This is a genomic window from Plantactinospora sp. BB1 (assembly GCF_003030385.1).
In the GTDB taxonomy this organism is placed as follows: Bacteria; Actinomycetota; Actinomycetes; order Mycobacteriales; family Micromonosporaceae; genus Plantactinospora.
This window is the reverse complement of record NZ_CP028159.1, coordinates 2,887,699-2,910,164: the sequence shown is the minus strand read 5'-3', so window position 1 is coordinate 2,910,164 and position 22,466 is coordinate 2,887,699. Positions and strand designations below refer to the sequence as shown.

The 22,466-nt window shown below is 70.9% G+C and carries 20 protein-coding genes; 8 read left to right on the top strand and 12 right to left on the bottom strand.

The features are described 5' to 3' along the window. Window positions 1–282 precede the first annotated feature (282 nt). The gene (locus tag C6W10_RS12640; protein ID WP_107258234.1) at window positions 283–477 is read right to left on the bottom strand and encodes a hypothetical protein; all 195 of its coding nucleotides are present in this window, start codon (window positions 475–477) and stop codon (window positions 283–285) included. A 163-nt stretch (window positions 478–640) separates the two neighbouring features. Here C6W10_RS12640 and C6W10_RS12635 point away from each other — a divergent pair, with 163 nt between their 5' ends. The 4 genes from C6W10_RS12635 (at window position 641) to C6W10_RS12620 (ending at window position 5,598) form a co-directional block, all read left to right on the top strand. After that, complete coding sequence (locus tag C6W10_RS12635; RefSeq protein ID WP_159104567.1) at window positions 641–1,171, top strand: hypothetical protein; 531 nt, start codon at window positions 641–643, stop codon at window positions 1,169–1,171. Continuing rightward, window positions 1,168–2,973 carry an ABC transporter ATP-binding protein gene (locus C6W10_RS12630; protein WP_107258232.1) on the top strand — a complete coding sequence of 602 codons (1,806 nt, stop codon included), beginning with the start codon at window positions 1,168–1,170 and terminating at the stop codon, window positions 2,971–2,973. The genes C6W10_RS12635 and C6W10_RS12630 overlap by 4 nt, the downstream gene beginning before the upstream one ends. Continuing rightward, the gene (locus tag C6W10_RS12625) at window positions 2,970–3,488 is read left to right on the top strand and encodes a S26 family signal peptidase (protein ID WP_234361727.1); all 519 of its coding nucleotides are present in this window, start codon (window positions 2,970–2,972) and stop codon (window positions 3,486–3,488) included. The genes C6W10_RS12630 and C6W10_RS12625 overlap by 4 nt, the downstream gene beginning before the upstream one ends. A 124-nt stretch (window positions 3,489–3,612) precedes the next feature. Further along, complete coding sequence (locus C6W10_RS12620; RefSeq protein ID WP_159104566.1) at window positions 3,613–5,598, top strand: BTAD domain-containing putative transcriptional regulator; 1,986 nt, start codon at window positions 3,613–3,615, stop codon at window positions 5,596–5,598. 101 nt (window positions 5,599–5,699) lie between these two features. Here the strand turns inward: C6W10_RS12620 and katG are convergent, their stop codons facing one another. From katG to C6W10_RS12575, 9 genes are all read right to left on the bottom strand, one after another. Next, the gene (gene katG / locus C6W10_RS12615; protein ID WP_107258230.1) at window positions 5,700–7,895 is read right to left on the bottom strand and encodes a catalase/peroxidase HPI; all 2,196 of its coding nucleotides are present in this window, start codon (window positions 7,893–7,895) and stop codon (window positions 5,700–5,702) included. Window positions 7,896–8,015: 120 nt separating this feature from the next. Continuing rightward, on the bottom strand, window positions 8,016–8,432 hold the full coding sequence (locus tag C6W10_RS12610; protein WP_304598420.1) for a Fur family transcriptional regulator: 417 nt from the start codon (window positions 8,430–8,432) through the stop codon (window positions 8,016–8,018). A gap of 413 nt (window positions 8,433–8,845) precedes the next feature. Then, window positions 8,846–9,610 (bottom strand): hypothetical protein, encoded by a 765-nt coding sequence (locus tag C6W10_RS12605; RefSeq protein WP_107258228.1) that lies wholly within the window; start codon window positions 9,608–9,610, stop codon window positions 8,846–8,848. Continuing rightward, a complete protein-coding gene (locus C6W10_RS12600; protein WP_159079479.1) occupies window positions 9,607–10,398 on the bottom strand; it encodes a hypothetical protein in 792 nt (263 codons plus the stop codon). The genes C6W10_RS12605 and C6W10_RS12600 overlap by 4 nt, the downstream gene beginning before the upstream one ends. A 224-nt stretch (window positions 10,399–10,622) precedes the next feature. Then, the gene (locus C6W10_RS12595) at window positions 10,623–11,858 is read right to left on the bottom strand and encodes a low temperature requirement protein A (RefSeq protein ID WP_107258226.1); all 1,236 of its coding nucleotides are present in this window, start codon (window positions 11,856–11,858) and stop codon (window positions 10,623–10,625) included. Between the two features lie 144 nt (window positions 11,859–12,002). Beyond that, the gene (locus C6W10_RS12590; RefSeq protein ID WP_107258225.1) at window positions 12,003–13,247 is read right to left on the bottom strand and encodes an RNA polymerase sigma factor; all 1,245 of its coding nucleotides are present in this window, start codon (window positions 13,245–13,247) and stop codon (window positions 12,003–12,005) included. Continuing rightward, on the bottom strand, window positions 13,244–13,630 hold the full coding sequence (locus tag C6W10_RS12585; protein ID WP_234361726.1) for a YciI family protein: 387 nt from the start codon (window positions 13,628–13,630) through the stop codon (window positions 13,244–13,246). Before C6W10_RS12585 ends, C6W10_RS12590 begins: the two co-directional genes overlap by 4 nt. A gap of 5 nt (window positions 13,631–13,635) precedes the next feature. Further along, the gene (locus C6W10_RS12580) at window positions 13,636–14,016 is read right to left on the bottom strand and encodes a YciI family protein (RefSeq protein WP_107258224.1); all 381 of its coding nucleotides are present in this window, start codon (window positions 14,014–14,016) and stop codon (window positions 13,636–13,638) included. Between the two features lie 164 nt (window positions 14,017–14,180). Beyond that, complete coding sequence (locus C6W10_RS12575; RefSeq protein WP_107258223.1) at window positions 14,181–14,909, bottom strand: DUF998 domain-containing protein; 729 nt, start codon at window positions 14,907–14,909, stop codon at window positions 14,181–14,183. A gap of 246 nt (window positions 14,910–15,155) precedes the next feature. Here C6W10_RS12575 and C6W10_RS37255 point away from each other — a divergent pair, with 246 nt between their 5' ends. From C6W10_RS37255 to C6W10_RS12565, 3 genes are all read left to right on the top strand, one after another. Next, window positions 15,156–15,314, top strand: coding sequence for a hypothetical protein (locus C6W10_RS37255; protein ID WP_159104565.1), 159 nt, complete (start codon window positions 15,156–15,158; stop codon window positions 15,312–15,314). A gap of 51 nt (window positions 15,315–15,365) precedes the next feature. Next, complete coding sequence (locus C6W10_RS12570) at window positions 15,366–15,989, top strand: GPP34 family phosphoprotein (protein WP_107258222.1); 624 nt, start codon at window positions 15,366–15,368, stop codon at window positions 15,987–15,989. A gap of 218 nt (window positions 15,990–16,207) precedes the next feature. Further along, a complete protein-coding gene (locus C6W10_RS12565; RefSeq protein WP_159104564.1) occupies window positions 16,208–19,636 on the top strand; it encodes a S8 family serine peptidase in 3,429 nt (1,142 codons plus the stop codon). Window positions 19,637–19,993: 357 nt separating this feature from the next. Here the strand turns inward: C6W10_RS12565 and C6W10_RS12560 are convergent, their stop codons facing one another. Next, window positions 19,994–20,824 carry a hypothetical protein gene (locus C6W10_RS12560; RefSeq protein ID WP_107258220.1) on the bottom strand — a complete coding sequence of 277 codons (831 nt, stop codon included), beginning with the start codon at window positions 20,822–20,824 and terminating at the stop codon, window positions 19,994–19,996. 369 nt (window positions 20,825–21,193) lie between these two features. On the opposite strand from C6W10_RS12560, the gene C6W10_RS12555 reads away from it, so the two are divergent. After that, complete coding sequence (locus C6W10_RS12555; protein ID WP_107258219.1) at window positions 21,194–22,084, top strand: hypothetical protein; 891 nt, start codon at window positions 21,194–21,196, stop codon at window positions 22,082–22,084. Here the strand turns inward: C6W10_RS12555 and C6W10_RS39695 are convergent. Further along, window positions 22,074–22,370 carry a DUF4326 domain-containing protein gene (locus tag C6W10_RS39695; RefSeq protein WP_159104563.1) on the bottom strand — a complete coding sequence of 99 codons (297 nt, stop codon included), beginning with the start codon at window positions 22,368–22,370 and terminating at the stop codon, window positions 22,074–22,076. The two genes, C6W10_RS12555 and C6W10_RS39695, sit on opposite strands and share 11 nt — an antisense overlap. Between the last annotated feature and the right edge of the window lie 96 nt (window positions 22,371–22,466).

Here is a 22,466-nt window from a genome sequence, read left to right as displayed (position 1 = left end):
CAACACCCACCACCTCACCCTCCTCAACCCCGACCACACCACCAAAACCCACCTCACCGAACCCACCACCACCCGAAACCTCCACCTCCTCACCCACACCCCCCACTAATCTCCGCCCTCGGACCTCGGTGGGCATCCACCCGCCACGACAGGGGCCCGGTTCCGCCAGGAGAAGGGCCTGAGACAGCGGCGCCGGGCCGGATCCGGCGCGCCGATCGGAGCGGCCCCGCAGCAGCGGATCGCTCCCGGCGCGCCGGCCGGCCCGGCACCGGGATCAGTCGGTCAGCAGCCGCAGCCGTCGTTCGCCCACGGGGTGCAGTACCCGCTGCCGTCGTGGCACTGGCGCCGCTGCGCCTGGCCACGGCCGGCACAGCCGGTGGGCAGGCAACGGTACTGCGGGATCCACAGGGCCGACGCCTTCACCTCGGGGACGACCAAGCCGACCAGCCGGTCGGTCAGCGCACGAAACTTCGACACGCTTCACCTTCTTTCCTCCGCCGACCGCGGGGCGCGGTCGCGCGGCGCCGACGCTAGACCGCCGCCGTACGTGATCAATACATGGCGCGATGTAGGCGCCATGTATCCGAACGTGCGTACAGTCACCCGGCTGCATTTCGCCCCGGAGCTCGGAGGAGTACCCATGCTGCCGATCCTGACCGCCGCCGTCGTCCTGGTCGGCGCGCTCGGCCTGCTGAACCTGGCCCTGACGCTGGGGCTGGTCCGACGGATGCGCCAGTACGGGCACCTGCTCGAAGGGCTGGAGCCGGCGGAGCTGGGCGCCTCGACCAAACCGGTCGGCTCCGCCGTCGCGCCGTTCACCGCGACCGCGCTCGACGGGACCGTCGTCGATGCCGACTGGTTCACCGAGCCGGTCGTGGTCGGGTTCTTCTCGCCCGGCTGCCCCGCCTGCAAGGACCTGATCCCCGGCTTCGTCGCCGTCGCGGCTACCCGGCGGGCGCTCGCGGTCGTGGAGAAGGGGCCGGAGCCGGCCGACGAGTACACGGAGCCGCTGTCCCGGGTCGCCACCGTACTCGCCGACGAGCAGGCTCGCGGCGCGGTCGCGGCGTTCGGGGTACGCGCCTTCCCGGCTGTCTGCCAGGTCGACGCGACGGGTGTGATCACCGGGACCGGCGTACACCTGGTTCCGTCGCACGCCCCGGTGGCGGCGTGAAGCTGGTACGGACGCTCGGCAGGGCGGTCGGCCTCGCGGCCCGGGCCGCGCCGGGCGCCCTCGCCGTCCTGGTGGCGCTCACCGTGGCCGCCGCCGCCGTGCCGGTCGTGGCGGCCTGGTTCACCAAGGGCATGCTCGACGAGTTGGCCAGCCCGCGACCGGCCTGGTCCGCCCTGGCCGGCATCGTCGCCGGGCTCCTGGTCGCCGGCCTGGTCGGCGCCGTGCAGCCGCACCTGTCGGAGTACGTGCAGGAAGACCTCGGACGCCGGGCGAGCCTCGTCGCGCAGGACCGGTTGTACCGCGCGGTCAACCGCTTCCAGGGGCTCGGCCGGTTCGAGGACCCCGACTTCCTCGACCGGCTCCGGATGGCCCAGCAGACCGGCCAGGAGACGCCGGGCCAGATCATCCTGACCGCGCTCGGACTGGTCCGGACCAGCGTCACCATGGTCGGCTTCTTCGGCATGCTGCTGGTGGTCGCCCCGCAGATGGCCTGGATCGTCGTGCTGGGCGCCGTACCCACCTTCGTCGGGGAGGTGCGGCTCGCCCGGCGGCGGGTCCGGACGACCCTCGAAATCACCGCGCTGGAACGGCGGGAGACGTTCTACGCCCGACTCCTCGGTGACGTGGCCGCCGCCAAGGAGATCCGGCTGTTCCACCTCGGCGACCACCTGCGTCGGCGGATGAGGCGCGACCGTACGTCGATCAACCTGCTGCACCGGCGGATGGACCGGTGGACGCTGCTCACCCAGGGCGGACTGGCCCTGGCGGCGGCCGGGATCGCGGCCGCCGGGCTGTTCTGGGCGGTACGCTCCGCCGTGGCCGGCGCGCTGACCGTGGGGGACGTCTCCGTCTTCGTGGCGGCGGTGGCGTCGGTGCAGACCAGCCTCGGCGCGATGGCGAGCGGCCTGGCCGTCGGGCACCAGCATCTGCTGATCTTCGAGCGGTACCTGGACGTCGTCCGCGCCGGTCCCGACCTGCCGCCGGCCGGGTCACCCCGGCCGCTGCCCGGGTTGCGCCGTGGCATCGTGTTGCGCGACGTCTGGTTCCGTTATTCCGACGACCATCCGTGGATCCTGCGCGGTGTGGACCTGACCATCCCCTGCGGCCAGGCGGTCGCGCTGGTCGGGGTCAACGGCGCCGGCAAGAGCACGCTGGTGAAGCTGCTGTGCCGCTTCTACGACCCCACCCGCGGCGCCATCCTCTGGGACGGCGTCGACCTGCGGGAGGTGCCGGTGGAGTCGCTGCGCGAGCGGCTCAGCGGCATCTTCCAGGATTTCATGCACTACGACCTCACCGTCCGCGACAACATCGCCTTTGGCGACCTGGCGGTGGCCGACGACGAGCGGGCGGTGACACGGGCCGCCGAGCGCGCCGGGATCCACACCGTCCTCGCCGGGCTGCCGAACGGTTACGACACCATGCTGACCCGGCTCTTCGCCGACGACAGCGCGCAGGCGGGCGTGGTGCTCTCCGGCGGCCAGTGGCAGCGGGTGGCACTCGCCCGCGCGCTCGTCCGGGACCAGCGGGACCTGCTCATCCTGGACGAGCCGAGCGCGGGGCTCGACGCCGAGGCCGAGTACGAGATCCATCACCGGCTGCGCGAGCACCGGGCCGGGCAGACGAGCCTGCTCATCTCGCACCGGCTCGGCGCGGTCCGCGACGCCGACACGATCGTGGTGCTCGACGGTGGCGTGGTGATCGAGCAGGGCGACCACGACACGCTCGTCGCGGCGGACGGACACTACGCCCGGCTCTTCGCGATGCAGGCCGAGGGGTACGCGACCGTGGGGGCGCACCGGTGAGGACGGCGCTGGTGGTCTGCGGCCTGCTGATCGCGACGGGCGGCTGGGTCGGCTGGTTGCGCGCCCGGCTCGTCGTGGTCACGGTCGAGGGCGGCAGCATGGAACCGACGCTGCACGGCCGGGACCGGGTCGTGGTCCGCCGCACGCCGGCCCGCCGGCTGCGGGTCGGCCAGATCGTGGTACTGGAGCAGCCGCGGCTCGGGCCGCGACCCGGCGGCCCGACCTCCGGCGGCGGTATCCGAGGCCGTCGCTGGATGATCAAGCGTCTCGCCGCGCTCCCCGGCGACCCGCTGCCGCCCGGCGTCACAGTGGACGGTGGCGCCGCCTCGGTGCCGGCCGGCCGGGTGGTCGTGCTCGGCGACAACCGCGACGCCAGCACCGACTCGCGGACGTTCGGGCCGGTGCCACTCGACCAGGTGCTCGGCGTCGCGCTGCGCCGATACGCCGGAGGCGGGCCGATCATGGCGGAGACCCCTCACCGCCCGGCCGGGTCGGCCCCACCGGCCGCGGGCTGAGGCCCGGCACCGTCCACATCGGCCGGCCCGGTCCACAGGCCACTTCGGCCGCTGTGGATATTGAAGCTCTCCATCTCCCGTGGTACGCATACCTCACATGGGTCGACTGTCGGGGGAGGCGGCCATGCGGTTGACGGTGCGCGTGCTCGGTCCGATCGAGGTGCATCTGCCGAGCGGGATCCACCCGGTGCGGGGGTGCAAGCCGGTCAGCCTCCTCACCACCCTGCTGTCCCAGGCCAACCGGTCGGTCAGCCTGGACCGCCTGGTGGCGGCGCTGTGGGACGCGGAGCCGCCCCGCTCGGCGGTGGCCAACATCCGGACGTACGTGCAGATCCTGCGTGATCTCCTGCGCGGCAGCTCGGTACGGCTGGAGCGGGAGTCCGGAGGCTATCTGCTCCGGGTGACGGAGGCCGACTGCGACCACCTCAGTTTCGCCCAGCTCGTCACGGAGGCGTACGCCGAGACGGCCGGGCCGAGGCGGACCATCGAACTGCTGGAGCGGGCCCTCCAGCTCTGGCGCGGCGCCGAAGCCGCGGCCGGGGTGCCGCGACACGGTGCGGTCGGCACCTGGTTGAACGCCCTCGACGAGCAACGGCTACGCGCGGTGGAACGCGTCGCGGAGGCCCGGGTGGCGGTCGGCGAGCCGGACCGGGCGGTACGCGACCTGGACGACCTGTTGGCGGTCGCGCCGCTGCGCAGCCGGGCCTGGTGGCTCAAGATTCTCGCCCACCACCGCCTCGGCGAACACGACCTGGCACTGGCCGGCTACCGGTCGGCGGCGAGCGTCTTCCGCGACGAGCTCGGCATCGAGCCGGACCCGGAGCTGACCGAGCTGTACCGGTCGCTGCTGAAGTGGGAGCCGGTCGCGATCGGTGGCGAGGCGACCGGACCGGCCGAGGTGACCCCGATCCGGCCCGAATCCGGCCCCGCCGCCAGCCCGCCGGCCGGTGACACCATCCCGACCCACGACGCGGCCCCGGCCGGTGACACCATCCCGACCCACGACGCGACCCCGGCCGGTGACGCCCGCCCCGTCGGCGGCGCCCCGCCGGGCCGGCCGGGCCGGCAGTACCGTCTCGTGGTCGCGACGCCCCGGCCGGAGTGGTACCCGATCGTGCACCGGGTGCCCGAGCCGCCGGCACTCGTCGGCCGGGACGAGGTCCTCGCCGAGCTGCGCGCCGCTCTGCTGACCCCGCAGCGCGGGTCAGGGGCACGGGTCGAGGTCGTGCACGGTCCGCCGGGTGTGGGCACCTCGGCGCTCGCCCAGCGCGCCGCGCACGACCTGGCCGACGCGTACCCGGACGGGCAGCTCTATCTCGACCTGCGTGGGTGGCCGAGCGGCGGGCGCGCCGGTACCAGCCCGATCCAGGCGGTACTGCGCCGGCTCAGCGTCGCCCAGTTGCCCGACGACGTGCTGGAGGCCGGTGACCTGCTCCGTACCGCCAGCACCGGCCGGCGCCTGCTGCTGCTGGCGGACAACGTCAGCACACCCGCGGAAGTCCGGCCGCTGCTCTCCCTGGCGACCGGCTGTTGTCTGCTGATCACCTGTGGGTACCCGCTGGGCGTCATCCCGGCCGCCCGGCGGCTCGCGCTGCGGCCGCTCGGGGTGGCCGACTCGGCAGAGTTGCTCCGCGGCATGCTCGGGCGGGAGCGCGGCGGCGAGGAACTCGACCATCTCGCGGTGCTGTGTGGCGGGTTGCCGCTGGCGTTGCGCATCGCCGCGGCCCGGCTCATCGACCAGCCGACGCTGCCCGCCGCCGCGCTCATCAACCGGCTCCGGGACGACCGTCGGGCCCTCGGCGAGTTGGAGGTCGACGACCTGAGCCTCCGCTCCCGGCTGGTCGGTGTGCTCCGCACGCTCGGCGCCGAGGCCCGAGGGGCGTTCCCCCGGCTCGCGGAACGCGGGGAGTTCGCGCTGGCCGACGCGGCCCGCCGGCTCGGCGCCTCGGAGGCGACCACCGAGGCGGTGCTCGACGAGCTGGTCCGTACCCACCTGATGGTCTTCACCCAGCACGGCCGGTACCGGATGCCCAGGTTCGCCCGGCTGCTGGCGGAGGAGCTGCGCGCCCGGCCCCGGTACCCGATGCTGGCCGGCCCGTCCTCGGCCTAGCGGTCGGCTGCGGCGTCGATGCCGCCGCTGTCCTGGTGGGCGCTCGAAGACGTCCGGGCCGGCCGCGAGGCGGCCGGCCCGGAGATCGGGAACTTCGGAAATCAGACCAGGTCGAACCGGTCGAGGTTCATGACCTTGTCCCACGCGGCCACGAAGTCACGCACGAACTTCTCGCTCGCGTCCGACGCGGCGTAGACCTCCGCGTTGGCCCGGAGCTGGGAGTGCGATCCAAGCACGAGGTCGACGGCGGTGGCCGTCCACCTGAGCTCGCCCGTGGAGCGGTCCCGGCCCTCGTACACGTTCTCGGCCGACTCCGCGACCTGCCATTCGGTGCGCACGTCGAGCAGGTTGACGAAGAAGTCGTTCGTCAACGCGCCCGGCCGGTCGGTGAAGACCCCGTGCGGGGCCTGCCCGGTGTTGGCGTTCAGCGCCCGCATGCCGCCGATCAGCACCGTCAGCTCGGGGGCGGTCAGGCTCAACATGTACGCCCGGTCCAGCAGCAGGGTCTCCGGCGAGAGCTTCTCCCCGGCCCGCAGGTAGTTGCGGAACCCGTCGGCCCTCGGTTCGAGGACGGCGAAGGTCTCCACGTCGGTCTGCTCCTGCGACGCGTCGGTACGCCCCGGCGCGAACGGGACCCTGATGTCGTGCCCGGCGTTCCGGGCCGCCTGCTCGACGGCCGCGCAGCCGGCCAGGACGATCAGGTCGGCGAGCGACACCTTCTTGCCGCCGGTCTGTGCCCCGTTGAAGTCCTGCTGGATCCGCTCCAGCGTGCTCAGCACCGTGGCCAGCTCGGCCGGGTTGTTGACCTCCCAGTCCTTCTGCGGGGCGAGCCGCACCCGGGCGCCGTTGGCACCGCCGCGCTTGTCGGTGCTGCGGAAGCTGGCCGCCGAGGCCCAGGCGGCGCTGACCAGCTGGGAGACGGAGAGCCCGGACTCCAGCACCCTGTCCTTCAGGGTGGCGATGTCCTCCTCGGTGACCAGTTCGTGGTCGACGGCGGGAACCGGGTCCTGCCACAGCTGAGGCTCCGGGACCCAGGGGCCGAGGTACCGCGAGACCGGCCCCATGTCACGGTGCAGCAGCTTGAACCACGCCTTGGCGAACGCCTCCTCGAGCTGGTCCGGGTTCTCCCAGAACCGCCGCGCGATCGGACCGTAGATCGGGTCGATCTTCAGCGCCAGGTCGGAGGTCAGCATCATCGGGGCGTGCCGCTTGGACGGATCGTGTGCGTCCGGCACGGTGCCGTCGGCCGAGGCGTCCTTCGGCCGCCACTGCTTGGCGCCGGCGGGGCTCGTCGTCAGCTCCCAGTCGTACTTGAACAGGTTGTCCAGGAAGCCGTTGTCCCACCTGGTCGGCTCGTTGGTCCAGGCGCCCTCCAGCCCGCTGGTGAGGGTGTCGGCGCCCTTGCCGGTGCCGTAGGAGTTCTTCCAGCCGAGACCCTGCTGCTCGATGGGGGCGCCCTCCGGCTCCGGGCCGAGGTACTGCGGGTCGACCGCACCGTGCGCCTTGCCGACCGTGTGGCCGCCGACGATCAGCGCCACCGTCTCCTCGTCGTTCATCGCCATCCGGCCGAAGGTCTCCCGGATGTCCCGGGCCGAGGCCAACGCGTCCGGGTGGCCAGCAGGTCCCTCCGGATTCACGTAGATCAGACCCATCTGTACGGCGCCGAGCGGCCCCTGGAGTTCCCGGTCGCCGCTGTAGCGCTCGTCACCGAGCCAGGTGTCCTCCGGGCCCCAGAAGATCTCCTCGGGCTCCCAGATGTCCTCGCGTCCGAACCCGAACCCGAAGGTCTTGAACCCCATCGACTCGTACGCGCAGTTGCCGGCGAAGACCAGCAGGTCCGCCCAGGAGATCTTGCGGCCGTACTTCTGCTTGATCGGCCAGAGCAGCCGGCGCGCCTTGTCCAGGCTCGCGTTGTCCGGCCAGCTGTTCAGCGGCGCGAACCGCTGCGAACCGCTGCCGCCACCACCCCGGCCGTCGGCGATCCGGTACGTGCCCGCGGCGTGCCAGCTCATCCGGATGAAGAGCGGCCCGTAGTGGCCGTAGTCGGCCGGCCACCAGTCCTGCGACGTCGTCATCAGCTCGAAGAGGTCCCGCCGGAGCGCCTCGACGTCGAGCTTCTTGAACTCTTCCGCGTAGTCGAAGTCCTCGCCCATCGGGTTCGACCGGGGCGAGTGCTGGTGCAGAACCGAGAGGTCCAACTGGTTCGGCCACCAGTCCCGGTTGGTCCGGGGGCGGGTCGCCTTGGCGGTGGGCGCCGGGATTGCGGGATTTTCGCTTTCGCTGACGCTCTCGGTCATGTCCTTCTTATCAGACACGTCTGTCCTTCCTGTCTCGGTCTGCTAACTGTTTGCTCGTGCCGTTGGTTGCTTGGGTCCAAGATTGTCCGGGCGGTCGTGCCGGGCGGGCGGCGTGTCCGATCAGTCGTCGGGCGCGGCGGAGGCCGCCGCGACACATCTGGCACACCTGCCCCAATAGACGACCTCGGCCTCGTCGATCCGGTAGCCGGACCCGTCGGCGGGGGTCAGGCAGGCGGTGTAGCCGGCCGCGCCGTCGACGTCGACGATGGCCCCGCAGGACTGACAGACGAGATGGTGGTGGTTGTCCCCGGTCCGAGTCTCGTAGCGCGCCACCGAGCCCGTCGGCTCGAATCGCCGCAGCAGACCCGCGGCGGTGAGCGCGTGCAGGATGTCGTAGACGGCCTGGCGGGAGACCTCACCAAGATTTTCGCGGACGACACCGATGATCGAATCCGTGTCGGCGTGCGGACGGTCGTGCACCGCGGAGAGCACGGCGACCCGGGGGCGCGTCACCCGTAGCGAGGCCCCCCGCAGCATGCTCTCGAAGTCGGACGTCGTCGGCACGCCGTGAAGTCTCGCGGTTTTTCTGGAATCAATCAAGTCTCGGCCCGGGTCTCCCGACCTCACGTCGGACCGGAGAGTCACACGTCACACAGCCGTGCGATCGAACGAACTCACAATCTATCGGACGACGGCCCGCGCCGAGACCCCGGCGATCCGGAGTTACCCCGCACTTCACCGCAGGTTCAGACACATCACCGCCGGTTCAGACACATCACCGCCTGCTCAGACACCTCACCGCAGGTTCGGCAACCCACCCCTCGGGCCACGGAGATCCATCGGCGTCACACCCGCCCGCGCCCGCGCGCCGCACCATCTCGCCCCGGCCGGCATCCCCCGCAGACCGAGGCGGGTGCCCCGCGTGACGCAGGGCACCCGGTTCGGCGACGTCAGGGGCGCGGCCGGAGCAGGTCGGCGAGCGCCCGCTCCGCCAGGTCCAGCGCCGTCTCCGCCATCGTCCGGTCGACGATGGTGGGGCGGCTCAACTCGCCGGGTTGCCAGTTGTAGTCACCGTAGTGGTGTTCGGCCCGGCCACCGACCGTTCGTTCCTGGCCCGTCACGGTACGGCCGTTGAACGTGCAGGTGTGGGTGAGCGTGCCGGTCGGGTTGTCGATGGAGTCCTTACAGGTCGGCCTGACGTTGCGGATGATGTGTTCGAGCGCCTCCTGGTATTCGGCGTACATGACCCTCATGTTGGGGACCCTGGCCTGGGCGATGAGCAGCACCTCCCACTGTGCGATCAGGGCCTTGCCGACGATGTCCCGCTCCGCGTCGCCGTCGAACTCGGTGAGTTTCTCGCGCGCGTTGTTGGTCCCCTGATAGACCGTGTTCACGTACAGCGGGAGCAGCGGCGGCACGTCCATCATCTGTGCGCCGTTGATCGCGTACCGCACCTGGCTTCTGACGTCGGCGATCTGCAGGTTGTTGAGCTGCGTCAACAGGTCGGTTTCGACGCCGGCCAGCGCGCCCTTGATGTCCTGGGTGAACTGGACGAGTTCGGCGGGGGTGAGCCCGTCGGCGGCCGAGTCCAGGAAGACCGCCGTCACCCGGATCATGTCGAGGTACCGGTTGAAGTCCGCCGCCGCGGCCGGTCGCGCCGTGCCGGTCAGGAACAGGAGCATTCCCATCACGGCCGCGAGGACCCGGCGCCTCATGCCCCGGCCCGAATCTGCTTCAGCCGCGGCAGTTCCCGCAGAATCGAGGGCCGTACGGTGTTGCGCATCACGTTCGTCTCGACGAAGGCGTAGTCGATCGGGTTGATGAGCTGTGAGCCGGCCTGGAGTTCCGTCCACGATTCGACGTCGCCGGTGTGCGCCCGGCAGGCGTAGGTGTGTTCGGTGACCCAGGCGAACTCGGGGTCCCAGATGGTGCCGTAGGAGTGTCCGCACGCCGGCTTGATCTTGTTGAGCACCGCCTCGTAGCTGGCGATCAGGTCGTCCAGCAGGGGCGTACTGTCGAAGCCGAACTTCGCGAACGTGACCATCGCGATCGAGTAGATCTCGCCCATCACCCGGGCGATGTGGTCCGCCGCGCCGAGGTCCTGCACGGCGTCGAAGTAGGCCGACGACAGGGTCGCGCAGTTGAGCGAGCTGTCCAGGAACACCGACAGCGTGTAGATGTCCATCTGGTCGATGTTCGGCATCAGGAGGGTGTTGGAGCGGGCGCAGGCGCGCACGTCGGCGGCGGCGATGCCGTCGATGTGGGCGAGGATCTCCTGTTGCGACTGGTTGATCGCGCCGAGGATCTCCCGCTTCGCACGTTCCAGTTGGGCCGGGGTCACCCCGCCGCCACCGCCGCCGAACAAGCTGCCCGCCACCGCCACGGCGACGTTGATCCAGAACGACGCGTCCACCGCCCTGGCCGGTTTGGCGGACCCGCCCACCACCATCGATACGGCGAGGCACCCGGCCAGCAGGCCATTGAGAAGGCGTCTTCGCATCATGTCCCTCCCTCGGTCAGTTCGCATCGGCATAGGTCGAACTGCCGGCGTAGTCTGGCCCAGACCACTGGACAGCGGCTGAACGCCGACTGGACAGCCCATCCGTCAGGCCGGCGCCTCATCCGTCGCGCCGGCACCTCGTCCGTGGGGCGGCCGCCGGGCAGCTCCCGGTGGCGGATATGCGGCGTCTTCCGGTGGCGGATCTGCGGCGTCGTCGTTCCGCGCGGTCATGCCTCGGGTCCGTGACTGCCGGGCGTCCCCCGGCCGATCGGCGAGGCGAGCTCCTCCGGTGGCCGTTGCCGATTCCGCACCGCGTCGAGCAGCGCGACCAGGGCCAGCACTCCGGCCACCACGCTCAGTCCGACCATCGGCGACCAGCGGGCCAACGCCGCCGTGACCAGCAGCAGGACCGCCAAGCCGACCATCCGGGACCGGGAGATCCGGCCGAAGATCTGGTGATCCAGCCACACCCGGGCGGCGAGGAAGAGCACCGGACCACCCACCACGAACAACAGCCACGTCGGCCGCAGCGGCCCGTACGGGTGCGCGATCACCAACTCGTAGCCGACCGCCGTGACGAGCACGCTGAGCACGACCAACCCGTGCGTCCGGTCCGACGCCGTACCCAACTGGCCGGGCATACCCGCCCGTCCCAACGCCTCGGTCAGCAACAGACCGGCGCGGTGGAAGTAGATCCGCCACAGCAGCGCGCTGGTGGCGAAGGCGACCGTGAAGGCGGCGGCGCGCTCCGCGGAGTAGTTCACGCCACTGAATACGACGGCGATGATCGCGATCGACTCACCGAGCGCGATGAGGAACATCTGCTGGTGCCGCTCGGCCAGGTGCTCCCCGGCGATCCGCCAGCGACCGACCGCCGCGGCCCCGAGCCACGGCAGCGGCCAGCCCAGGGCCCAGGCGAGATAGTCCACGGCGAGCGCGGCAGCCCACAGCGGCAGGCGAAGCCAGTCCGGGCCCAACGCGCCGACCAGCCAGAGCGGCGCGGAAACCGCCGCCCAGGCGGCGAGCCGAAACGGCACCAGCCGGCGTGGGTGGCCACGCAGCGCGACGGCGACCACCAGCGGCCGCACCACCATCACCATCAGGTACGCGACGGTGAACGGCAACGCCCGCTCCTCCAGGGCGCGCGGCAGCGCCACCGCCATCACCAGGGCGGCGAACATGGTGCCGACCACCACCGCCTGAATGACCGACCGCTCCGGCTCGTAGCGACTGGTGATCCAGATGGTGTGCGACCAGATCAGCCAGAGTGCCAGGAACAGCAGCAGGGTACGACCGAGCCCGGCGACGAGCGTCCAACCGGAGTCGTCGCCGAGGTCGGCGAACCGCTGCGAGACCCGGGTGAGGGCGACGACGAAGGCCAGGTCGAAGAAGAGTTCCAGGAAGGTGGCGCGTCCCGAGGTCGTCGCAGAGCGCAGCAGTTCGGCACCGCGTCCCGCCACCATCGCCCGCCCCCGTCCGCCCCTGTGGCACCAACGAGTCGGTCGCCGACAGGGTTGCGTCGGTCCCTGCCGCGCCCCGTACGCATGGTCCGGAAGTGGTCGGGCCCGCCGTGCGGGGTGCCGGAACAGGCTGGCCGGGCGTGTCGGTCAGCCGGCGAGCTGGTCGCGGCGGCGGGTCAGGTAGGCCCGCTCCGCGCGGTTGCCGGCCAGCCCGATGGCCCGGTCGTACGCCGCCCGCGCCTCGCCGCCGCGCCCGAGTCGCCGCAGCAGGTCGGCGCGGGCGGCGTGGAAGGCGTGGTAACCGTCGAGGACCTCGGCGAGCCGGTCGATCTCGGCGAGCCCGGCGCCGGCGCCGTCGACCTCGGCGACCGCGACCGCGCGGTTGAGCCGCACGATCGGCGAGGGGTCGATCAGCACCATCCGGCCGTAGAGGGCCACGATCGCCGGCCAGTTGGTGTCTCGGGCGGACCGGGCCTCCGTGTGGACCGCGTTGATCGCGGCCTGCAACTGGTAGCGCCCGGCTGGGTCACCGCCGGCCGCCACCGCCTCGATCCGCTCCCGAACCAGGGCCCTGCCTTCGGCGATGAGGGTACGGTCCCACGCGTCGCGATCCTGCTCGTCGAGGGTCGCCAGCTCTCCGCTGCGGGACAGCCGCGCCGGTCGCCGGGCGTCGGTGAGCAGCATCAGGGCGAGCAGGCCGGCCACCTCGCCGTCGTCCGGGAGGAGGGTCCGGAGCAGCCGGCCGAGCTGGATCGCCCGGTCGGTGAGGTCGACGCGTACCGGGTCGTCCCCCGCACCGGCCAGGTAGCCCTCGTTGAAGATGAGGTAGACGACCGCGAGTACGCCGGCGAGCCGCTCGCGGATGTCGGCGGCCGACGGTACCCGGTAGGGAATGTGTGCCGCCTTGATCTTCGTCTTGGCGCGGGTGATCCGGCGCGCCATCGCGGTCTCCTGGACCAGGAAGGCGCGGGCGATCTCGGCGACGGTGAGGCCGCCGACCAGACGCAGGGTGAGCGCCACCCGGGACTCCATCGCGAGCGCCGGGTGGCAGCAGGTGAAGACCAGTCTGAGCCGGACGTCCTCGACCGGGCCGGTCGGTTCCGCAGGGGTGTCGTCGTACACGATTCGGGCCGCCTGGTGTTTGGCGTCGCGCTGTGACTCGCGACGGAGCCAATCGATCGCCTTGCGTCTCGCGGTGGTGGCGAGCCACCCGCCGGGGTTGGGCGGTACGCCGTCGCGCGGCCACCGCTCCGCGGCCGCCGCGAACGCCTCGGCCGTCGCCTCCTCGGCGACGTCGAGGTCGCCGCACCGGCGGGCGAGGTCGGCGACCACCCGCGCCCACTCCTGCTGGTGGGCACGGATGATCGCCTGCTCGACGGTGGGACCGGTCACGGCGTCGGCAGCGCTGGTACGGATTCCGCGGTGCGGAAGGGCCGCACCTCGATCCTGCCGCGACACGCCTTCGACCCCTCGACGGCGAGCGCCAGCGCCACGTCGAGGTCGGCCGCCTCGACCACCCAGAAGCCGCCGAGGTGTTCCGGCGTATCCAGGTAGGGCCCGTCGGTGAAGACCGGTCTCCCGCCCTGCCCGTCGACGGTGGTGGCGGTCGTCGCGGGCTCCAGGCCGCCGGCGAAGACGAGGTGACCGTCCCGCCGAAGCCTCTCGTCGAAGGCGCCGGTGTCGACGACCGCCTCCGGCATCGCCTCGTGCTGCGGGTGGGTGCCCGGCTCGGTGCGCTCGGCCGTCCCGTGGACGGACAGCAGGTACCTGGGCACCGGGCTCACTCCGCTCCGGAGCCGGTGCGCCGGGCCCACCCAGGACGGGGGAACCGGTGCACCTCCTGCGGCCAGTCGAGCACGGTGGCGAGCCGGCCGGCCCAGTATCGCGCCGTCTCGTCGTCGGGTACGTCCACGACGGCGAAGCCGCCGAGGTGCTCCTTGGTCTCGACGTACGGCCCGTCGGTGAAGACGGGCTTGCCGTCGACCGACTCGACACCGCAGACCGCGGTGGACCGGTCGAGCGCGCCGTTGCTGAAGATCAGGACGTCCTCCGCCAGCATCTCGTCGACCACGGCCCGGGCGGCCGTGGCCTTCTCGGCCAACTGCTCCGCCGTGTGCTCAGGCACCCACTCGTCGTTGAAAGTGATCAGGTACTCCGGCATGTCGTCTCCTCCTGCGTCCGAGCTGAGGGCCTGTCCGGCTCCTCCGGTCCGGCAGCCTGACCAGCTGCCACACACGAGTTCCACGAACGGCCACGCCCTGATACGACACCATCCCGGAAATTTCCTCTTCCGGGCGGCCCCACCTGCGAAAGGGTTCCCCCGAACTAGCGCGCCCGCCCTGCCGCAGGGTTGACCGGCCGACGAGGTCGCGCGGCCAGGATCTGTCCGGTCGTCGCCGAGGCCCACAGCCAGCCGAGGGCACCCCCGGCAAGCATGACCCGGTAGTCGGGGATCACCATCCCGACGACGGTCAACCCGAGGTAGGCGACGGCGGTGCCGTAGCTCACCGCGGCCCACCCACGTCGGTCGGTGCGCCGGAAGCGGTACCCGAAGACGAGGGCGGCAGCGACCAGCGCCAGCCCCATCAGCGGGTTGGCGAGGATGTGCAGCGTGCCATGCCAGCTCAGCTCTTCGGGCGGCCCGGCGGGCGCACCGGCCGGATAGCCGTGGCCGGGGTCGACGACGAGGACGCCACCCGTCAGCAGCGCCGCCCCGTAGACGGCGATGAGGATCGGGCCCCAGGTGCCGGCCGGGCTGCCACGCAGCATCCGGCGCAGGCCCGCCGCCGAGGCGAGTACCAGCAGGCCGGCCACGATGAAGTTGGCGATCTGGATCCATCCCGCCGCACCCAGGCTGAGCATGCTCAGGGGGTGGATCCTCGGGTCGACGTCGGCCTTCACCGCGAACTGGGCGAGGGTCGTGGCGAGGAAGAGCGGGCCGGCGAGCACGCCCGCCGCGAGCAGGACGACGGTACGCCGGGACGGCGCTGGACGTCCGTCCGTCGCGGGTTCGGCCGAGGCGCCGACGGTGGTGGTGGTGGTGGCCAGGGACATCGGTACTCCAGGAGTGTTGGTGACGAGGGTCGGTGGTTGTCGTCGGTTCCGCGTCGGCGGGATACCAGCGGCCCGGTGACGCCCTCAACGATTCGCGAACCGCCGACGCCGACCAAGCCATGATCGGGCTACGACCGTTGACCCAGATTCAACGAAGGAGCACCCTCACCGCTTCCGCCGTCGATTGACTTGTCGCAAACTTTGACTCACCATGTTGAGACAAAGTTTGCGACATCGGGAGGCGTCATGCCGAAGGAAACCCTGCCGGATGTCGACCCGCCGGTGCGTCCGGCGGAGATCCAGCGGGCCGGCGTGCGGCTGGCCGGGCACGGTCTGGCCGACGTCCGGCCGACACCGTCGGGCTCGACACCAACGAGGCCACCCGGCTCGTTCATGCGGCGCTGACCAGGGGCATCGCGGTGTCCCCCGGCACACCCGAGCCGAAGGAGGCGTGACATGGGCGTACCCGGCAGCCTCCCCCAGCGCATCTTCGTGCTCGCCTACAACCCCGCCAAGGGCAGGCTCAGCCTGACCGTCAACCTCGGCATCCTGCTCCGGGCCGCAGCCCTCGCCGACCTCTACCGGAGTGGTCACCTCACCGACGAACGCGGCCGCGCCACCATCGGCGTTCCGCACCCCTGCCACGATCCGGTGCTCGACGCGCTCCTCGGGGAGATCGCCAACGCCAAGCCGGACACCTGGCAGCACTGGATGCAACGCCGCCAGAACGCCACCATCCGCGCGGTACGCCAGCAGCTCGGTGAGCACGGCTGGGTCCGCCTCCAGCCCCACAAGGTCCTCGGGCTCTTCCCCGTCACCAAGGTGACCATCCACGATCCGCGCGTCCGCGAGGAACTCCTCGGCCGGGTCGACGCCGCCCTGAACCAACCCCTCGACCGGATCGACCCCGCCGACGCCGCAACCGTGGCGATCGTCGCCGCCGGTGGCCTCGATCTCGTCCTCGACCGCAGGACCAGACGCGCCAACAAACAACGCATCGAGCAACTCGCCGAACAGAGCGGACCGATCGTTCCGGGCCTGCACCAATCGATCCAGGCCGCCGCCGCTGGCATCGCCTAGTTGGACCGGGATCGCGGGTACGTGGCCCGAGGCTGTCGGCCATCGGCGCGACAACCCACGACCGTGGACGCGATGTCGGGGTCGGAGATCGATGCCGGTCGCTTGTTTTCCATCCTTTCCCGACGGACTACCTTGGCTGGGAAGGACGGCCACCCTCGCATCGCTTCCGTTCCGGTGAACTACGGACGAAGGCATGCGCATGACGTACGGGAGGATTCATGCGCACTCGACGAGGACCCTGGCGTGGGCTGCTGGCCGCCGTTCTGGTCGGCTCGCTGCTCCCGGCCGGCGTCGGCCCGGGAGCCGGTACGGCCGCACCGACCGGTACTGCCTCACCGACCGGTACTGCCGGCCCCCGCGCGGCCGGCGCTGGCCCGCTGACCGGGGGCGTGGCCGGGGCTGGCGAGGTGGCCCGGGACCTCGTACTCGTCACCGGTGACCGGGTGACCCTCAACCCCACCGGCGCGGTCGGGATCGAGCCCGGCGAGGGCCGGGACGGCATCAACTTCGCCACCTACCGCGACCCCGACGGGCACGTCCACGTCGTACCGTCCGACGCGGAGGACCTTCTGGCGCGAGGCGAACTCGACCGGAACCTGTTCGACGTGACGACGCTCGCCGAGTACGGCTACGACAGCCGGGGCGGGGGCACGCCGCTGATCGTGACGTACGCCAGGATCGGCGACAGCCCAGCGGCGCGCGGGCGGTTCGCCAAGGGCGGCGCGCGACTCACCCGGGAGCTGCCCAGCGTGCGCGGCGCCGCGGTCGAGTCGTCGCCCGGCACGGCGGCGAAGCTCTGGAACGAGATCACCACCGAGGTCGCCACCGGCGCCGGCCGGCGGAAACTGCGCGCCGAGATCGGCCGGGTGTGGTTGGACCGCAGGTTGGACCTGCACCTGGAGAGCAGCGTGCCCCAGGTTGGTGCGCCGACGGCCTGGGCCGCCGGCTACGACGGGACCGGTGCGAAGATCGCCGTACTCGACTCGGGCATCGACGCCACCCACCCCGACCTGGCCGGGAAGGTCGTCGCCGCACGGAACTTCACCTCGGAGGCCGATGCCCGGGACCTGCTCGGCCACGGGACGCACGTGGCCTCGATCGCGGCCGGCACCGGCGCGGCGTCCGACGGTACCCGCCGGGGCGTGGCACCCGGCGCCGCGCTGCTCAACGGCAAGGTCTGCACCGCGGCGGCCTCGAACAACTGCCCGGAGTCGGCGATCATCGCCGGCATGCAGTGGGCCGCGCAGCAGGGCGCGGACGTGGTCAACCTCAGCCTCGGCGGGCTCGACACCGTCGGCGTCGATCCCATGGAGCAGGCCGTCAACACCCTCACCGCGCAGTACGGCACGCTCTTCGTGGTCTCGGCCGGCAACCGCGGTCCCGGCGAGATGACGGTGGAGACCCCCAGTACCGCCGACGCGGCACTGTCGGTCGGTGCCGTCGGCGACGACGACTTCCTGCCCTACTTCACCGCCCGCGGCCCGCGCATCGGCGACACCGCGATCAAGCCGGACCTGACCGCGCCCGGGGTGAGCATCACCGCGGCGGCCAGCTCCACCGCACCCTCGACGCCACCCGGCGAGTTCTACGTGGCGAACGAGGGTACCTCGATGGCCGCGCCGCACGTGGCCGGCGCGGCCGCGATCCTCGCCCAGCGCAACCCGGAGTGGACCGGGACACAGCTCAAGTCGGCGTTGCTGGGCTCGGCCCAACCCCACGACCCGACACCGGTCATCGAACAGGGCGCCGGTCGGCTCGACATCGCCCGCGGGTACGACCAGCGACTGCTCGCCGACCCGCCGAGCCTCAGCCTGGGCCGCCAGCAGCACCCGCACCACGACGACCCGGTGCTCGACCGCACCGTGACCTACACGAACACCGGCACCTCCGCCATCACCCTGAACCTGGAGCTGACGACCCGGGACCCGAACGGCTCGGCCGCGCCGGCCGGAATGTTCTCCCTCGGCGCCTCCTCGGTAACCGTGCCGGCGGGCGGCAGCGCCGCCGTACGGTTCACCGCCGACACCGCGCTGAACGGCCCGGAGGGGCACTACGGCGGAACCATCACGGCGACGGCCGCCGACGGCGTACGCGTCGTCACCCCGTACGCGGTCGACCGCGCCGTCGCCGGTGGGGAGGTCACCTTCCGGCACCTCAACAGCGTCGGCGAGCCGACCAGCGAACGCAGCACGATCCTCTTCTCCCTGGACGGCGGAGAGGACTACTTCCTCGGCACCGAGAGCGAGCCGATCACCCGGTACATCCGGGCGGGGACGTACCTCCTCCAGTCCTGGATCACCGACTCTGCCGACTTCGAATCCCGGCAGACGATGCTGGTCGACCCGAGCGTGCGCATCGACGGCGACCAGACCATCACCCTCGATGCCCGGCGGGGGCGGCCGGTCGACGTCGACATCACCGACGACCCGAACGAGGGGACCGTCAGCGTGGAGCTGGGATACTGGTGGCGCGACAACGCCGGCAACATGCGGTCGTACAGCAACCTGCTCGATGGCGGTCGGCCGCTCGCCTTCGGCCAGGTCGACCCCGAGCAACGCACCCCCGGGCTGACCAGCTTCCTGAACATCACCCTGGCCGTGCCCGGGCCGGGCGGCGACTTCGTCAACTCGCCCCGCAGCTACCACCTGGTGCGGCGGTTCGAGCAGTACGTACCGACCGGATTCACCCAGACCCACTCGACCGCGTCGCTGGCCCGGGTGGACGCGCGACTCGGCGAGAGCACCCCGAACACCCGGGGAAACAAGACGTCGTACCCGTCCTTCGGGGAGCAGCGCTGGGCCGGCCAGTTCGCGATCCAGTTCGACCTTCCCTTCACCCACACCGAGTACTACAGCGCCGCCGCCGGTCTACGCTGGTTCTCGACCTTCGGGGACCATCATCCGGCGACCCGCACCTCGACGATCTCGTTGCAGGGCGCACCACGCGCCTACCGCGCCGGGACCATCGTCACCGAGGGGTGGAACGAGCCCGTGCTCGGCCCGTCGTACTCCGCGCTGCTGCTGCCGTCCGACGGCGTGCACCGTACCGGCGACACCATCCATCTGGACCCGACGCTCATCGGCGACGGATCCGGCCACTCCGGGTGGAGCAACGCCACGCCGCGGTACACGCTCCGTCGCAACGGGACGGTCATCGCCGACAGCACCGACGGCCCCTGGCCCGACGTGACGGTGCCGGCCACCCGGTCGACCTTCCTTCTGGAGGGCCGGGTGGAACCGATGGCGCCGGCTGAGCTCTCCACCCTGGTCACCGCCGTCTGGACGTTCCGCTCGGGCACCGCGAGCGAAAGCACTCCGGTACGACTTCCGCTCTGGACGGTGTCGTTCCGGCCGGCTCTCGACGACAGCAACGTCGCGAGGGCGGGTACGGCCTTCAGGCTCCCGGCGACGCTTGCGGCCCAGCCCGGCTCGACGCCCGGCAGCGTGCGGAAGGTGACGGTGCAGTATTCGACCGACGACGGGAGATCGTGGAGGAACGCCACGGTCACGGGATCCGGCAACACCCGGACCGTCGCGGTGCGGCACCCGAACACGTCCGGGTTCGTCTCCCTGCGGGCGACGGTGACGGACTCGGCGAACAACTCGGTGAAGCAGACAGTCATCCGCGCGTACCGGATCGCTCCATAGCCCGAGCCCCCGGACCCCCCTCGCCATTCGACGTAGCTTCCGTGAGCGCACCGCGGCAGTCCGCCCATCGGGCCCGGATGAGGTCGAGTCGGAACCGTCCGTCCGGGCATCGACGCCGGTGGCTCTGGTGTCCCTGCTCCGCCCCTGCTCCTGCTCGCCCCGCTACTCCTGCTCACCGGTCTGCTCCGGCGTCGGCACTCGCGGATGGCGCGCTGGCGAAGGGCCTCGGCCCGGCACCTGCGGCTGCCGCACCGGTACGCCGACCGAGCCACGCCCCTGAGACGTCGGCGCGACCGACGCCGAGCTGGCGGCGGGCGTCGTTGTCGAGCTTGCGGTGGTCGTCTCGTGTGTCGCGGCCTAGAGCGGATCACTTGATGTTGCCGGCGGGTCGGCAACCACAGGCGGCGACTCGGAATCAGCCGGGGCTTCCACGGCCAGCCGCTTGCCACCCGGAGACGCCGGCTCGCGGGAAGCGGGCAGCGCCGGAGCGACCGGCGGTCGCACCGCCACCGTCGCCGATGGAAAGGCCATCAACTGGACAACGACCACCACGCCAGGCAGCATGACCGACAGGAGAGCGGCGGCGATGAACACGCCTGGCGGGACCCCGTCCGCCCAGTAGCCCCGATCTACAGTGGTCAACAGACCGAAGATGACCGCACAGCTGAAAACGTAGGCAATCCCGAGGTAGGCCGCATGGGTCACCGCGCGATGCGCCCCGTAACGAAGTCGGGGAGCAAACGCGTGCCCGACAACGACCAGCGCGACCAGCACCGACCACGCCCGGACCAGCCAGTCGAGCCAGGGGTACATGCCCTCGGGCCGAACATCCCTCAGATAGTCGTGCGCGGTCACCGTCAACTGCCCGACGGTCACCAGGGACAGACCGTACGCAGTCACCCGGATGAACCGGAGCGGGGACTCGAACTCGCTGCGCCCGGCGATCAGCCACGCTAATCCGGTGAACAGGGTGAGCGAACCAACCCCGAGCATTCCAGCCGCCACCGTCGTCTGCGTCCAGACCCGGGGACAGGTCCGTTCACCGGCGATGACGCCAAAGAAAAAGCTGTCCAGAGCGAAGGTGACCAGACCGGCGATGAACATCGTCAAGGCCTCGCCAGACGCGCGTTTCGACGTTCCTCTATCGATCAGCATGACTATGCCGGCGAAGACGAGACCGGCGACCAAGCCGGCTAGTTGGGAGTGTGCCCCGGCCGAGCCGAGCGGATTCCAATCTACCGACTCACACACTTCACCCACCGGCACCTCGCTCAGGTCCTTGACAGTCGGACCACGCCATCGACGCTGTCGGTACAAGTTCCACTGTAGAGGGCAAGGCCAAGGATCTCTGGCACACCGCCGCAGTCGACCACGAGCTCCTGGAACACCGCGAGCTCCTGGAACACTGCGCGCACCTTGACGCCTGACGGCTTTGGTCACCACAACCCTCAGGTGGACTCAGGCAGAGGCCAGGTCGCCTTCGATGGCTAGCGCCCCGTTGATTTAGATGTGAAACTACCTATGTAACGAGGAGTGCTCAGGAAGCCACATTGAGCGATGTTGGTGGTTCTGTTGGGACAGCTTCCGTTGTGGGGACCCGGCGCGGACGAGGATCCGCCGTCGAAGCCGGTACTGACCCGCCCAGTGACACTCCGCCTCCTGATCACCGTGAAGGCGGCTCCCAATCCCTCCGCCCGCTACGGGGAGACAGTCTGCGTCGGCGCGCTCGGCCTGGAAACGCCCTGGACAGGCTGGATTCGGCTCTACCCGATCCACTTCCGCGATCTGGCCGACGACAGCAGATTCCGTAAGTACGACATCGTCCGCCTCGACGCACTGCCGGCCCGGCAGGACCAGCGCCGCGAGAGCTGGAAGCCGATCGTGGACACCATCACCACCGAGCAGCACCTGACCAACCAGCAGTCACGTCGAAATCTCCTCGATCCACTCGTCGAAGACTCCATGTGCCGGCTCAACGAGCAGGCCCGCGACGACCCGAGCGCACGATCGATCGCATTGATTCGCGCCGCCGACATCTCGGCCCTACAGGTCAAGCGCCATCCTGGCTGGTCGGTGGAGGACCACAAGAAGATCGCTCGCTACCTCAACCAGCTCGACCTACTGGAGCCGCCCAAGCCCAGCCCGCTTCAGGCACCACGATTCACCGGTGTCTACCGCTACCGATGTGCGGACCGCCGTTGCCGCGGTCATCAGCAGACCCTCTGGGACTGGGAATTCGTCGCCCTCCAACGTCGTCTGACCCAGCTCACCGACGCGGAGGCTGCGGATCAACTCAGACACAAGTTCCTCGACCAACTCTGCGCCGCCGACCGCGACGTCGCCTTCTACGTGGGCAATCAAGCGGCAAGACCACAGTCCTTCAGCATCGGCGGTGTCTACGCACCCAGACGACCCACCGCTCGATATCGACTACGCATCAACCGATGATCTCGGCCAGCACATCAGCGTGGCAGGCATCCTCGACGTGACACCAACACGCCAACTGCTTTCCCGCGAGTTCCTGCCTCGCCCGCTCGACGAGCGCCGGCTGTCCCACAAGCCACTGCCGATACAGGCGCAACGCCTCAGCCCGATCATGACTGCGGAGGCTGAACGGATTGGCCCAGGGAGAACGTCGCAACCCGAACCCCTGCCGCCCGACATAGACGGCACCGGACGGTACGACCGGGTGGTAGAGGTCCCCTTGAACTCGAACCCGTGACTGCGCCCCCACATGGCCAGGGTAACTGTCCACCACGGGCTCGGCGGGGTGCTCGCGAGTGCATGGTGTGTCCCGGCCATGCCGCCCGGTCCAACGGCTCCCGAGCAC

Excerpts from the sequence above, each read along its gene's own strand:
- C6W10_RS37255 (WP_159104565.1), top strand. The coding sequence starts at position 15,156 with ATGCCGAAGGAAACCCTGCCGGATGTCGACCCGCCGGTGCGTCCGGCG.
- C6W10_RS12620 (WP_159104566.1), top strand. The coding sequence starts at position 3,613 with ATGCGGTTGACGGTGCGCGTGCTCGGTCCGATCGAGGTGCATCTGCCG.
- C6W10_RS12605 (WP_107258228.1), bottom strand. The coding sequence starts at position 9,610 with ATGAGGCGCCGGGTCCTCGCGGCCGTGATGGGAATGCTCCTGTTCCTG.
- C6W10_RS12570 (WP_107258222.1), top strand. The coding sequence starts at position 15,366 with ATGGGCGTACCCGGCAGCCTCCCCCAGCGCATCTTCGTGCTCGCCTAC.
- C6W10_RS12600 (WP_159079479.1), bottom strand. The coding sequence starts at position 10,398 with ATGATGCGAAGACGCCTTCTCAATGGCCTGCTGGCCGGGTGCCTCGCC.
- C6W10_RS12565 (WP_159104564.1), top strand. The coding sequence starts at position 16,208 with ATGCGCACTCGACGAGGACCCTGGCGTGGGCTGCTGGCCGCCGTTCTG.
- C6W10_RS12595 (WP_107258226.1), bottom strand. The coding sequence starts at position 11,858 with ATGGTGGCGGGACGCGGTGCCGAACTGCTGCGCTCTGCGACGACCTCG.
- C6W10_RS12575 (WP_107258223.1), bottom strand. The coding sequence starts at position 14,909 with ATGTCCCTGGCCACCACCACCACCACCGTCGGCGCCTCGGCCGAACCC.
- C6W10_RS12555 (WP_107258219.1), top strand. The coding sequence starts at position 21,194 with ATGTTGGTGGTTCTGTTGGGACAGCTTCCGTTGTGGGGACCCGGCGCG.
- C6W10_RS12610 (WP_304598420.1), bottom strand. The coding sequence starts at position 8,432 with ATGCTGCGGGGGGCCTCGCTACGGGTGACGCGCCCCCGGGTCGCCGTG.
- C6W10_RS12635 (WP_159104567.1), top strand. The coding sequence starts at position 641 with ATGCTGCCGATCCTGACCGCCGCCGTCGTCCTGGTCGGCGCGCTCGGC.
- katG (WP_107258230.1), bottom strand. The coding sequence starts at position 7,895 with ATGACCGAGAGCGTCAGCGAAAGCGAAAATCCCGCAATCCCGGCGCCC.
- C6W10_RS12580 (WP_107258224.1), bottom strand. The coding sequence starts at position 14,016 with ATGCCGGAGTACCTGATCACTTTCAACGACGAGTGGGTGCCTGAGCAC.